Below are 1192 nucleotides of genomic sequence, written 5' to 3' on the forward strand. Positions count from 1 at the left end.
GGGTGGAAATTGCAGGCCACGCGGACGCACTGGGAGATGAGGCGCTCAACGCTCGCATTTCAGAAGCGCGTGCTAGAGCAGTTTATGACTTTCTGGTAGCTCAGGGGATCGATGGCCAGAGCCTGATTGTTCGAGGTTATGGTGAGCAAATGCCAATCGCAGACAATAATAGTGAGGCAAGCCGATACAAAAACCGACGCGCTGAATTGATCATTCGCGAAGCTGTGACGATGCAATCTAATAACTAGCAGCTGCATTTGAAAGTAAAGAACCCGAACCGATTTAGGGGATATTCATGGCGATAGACTTGCCACCAGCGCTCCCGCCACTGGCGGCGGACAGCGCTTTAATTAGTGAAATAAAAACGAAAAATGCCAGCTATGTTGGCGGCAAACTTGGCAACGTTGAGGTTCGGGTCTTTGGGAATGAGCTCCTGGACCAAGCTGCCATACTGTCCGTTATCAGAGATGCAAAAGCACCGTCAGACGTTGTAAAAGATCTCGCGCGGGTTTACTACAATGCGGGATATTTGTGGGTTCAGCTCCACTACTATCGAGTGGAGGATATTGTCGGTGTTATTGTCAGTCAGTCAGTGGTTTCTGAAGTGCGCGGTGACGAACGTCTGACGGGGCATTTTAGTGGGCTTGTTGGCGACACCGATCCAACGCTGGCAGAGTTTGATACTGCCCGTGTGCTGGCGAATCTGAAATCGGAGCGCATTGGTCAGGACTATGCGGTGGGCTATGAGCTGTTGGAAAACCAGCGCCTCGCTATGGTGCTGGATGCGCAGCCCAAGGCTGACCACCAAAGCACAAATTTTATAGCAGAGCTGAACAACAAAGGCAGTCGTTACCTAGGGCGCTATTTTGGCCTGGTTGGCGTGCAACACCGCAGCGAAGAGGGCACAGAGTTCTCTGCGGCCTATCAGCGCGCCTTCGTCTCGTGGGGAGAATCCGAGGACGGCAAGTCGCTAAATCAATACAGTTTCAGTGTTGATCATCCTTTTACCTTCGGCTTATATGGTCTGGATATCTCCTACGTAGACTACGAGCGCAATCCGGACGTGCAGTTTGTTCAGGCAGGTAATTGCTCGTTGTTGTTATTCTGTAGTGGCCCAACGACCACCTCAACCAAGCTTGAGCTGGATGCCGAGATTCAGCGCGTGGGCCTGCGCGGACAGCAGGTTATTTAC

General features: G+C 51.9%; 1 protein-coding gene and 1 pseudogene. Both read left to right on the top strand.

Annotation, left to right across the window (positions count from 1 at the left end; all coding sequences use genetic code 11):
- A partial coding sequence (locus ABYP33_RS19415) for an OmpA family protein (RefSeq protein WP_373093030.1) occupies positions 1–248 on the top strand: 248 nt, incomplete at its 5' end.
- Positions 249–295: 47 nt separating this feature from the next.
- A pseudogene (locus ABYP33_RS19420) lies at positions 296–1192 on the top strand (hypothetical protein); the annotation flags it as partial.

This window comes from Zhongshania sp. (assembly GCF_041584495.1).
Taxonomy (GTDB): domain Bacteria; phylum Pseudomonadota; class Gammaproteobacteria; order Pseudomonadales; family Spongiibacteraceae; genus Spongiibacter.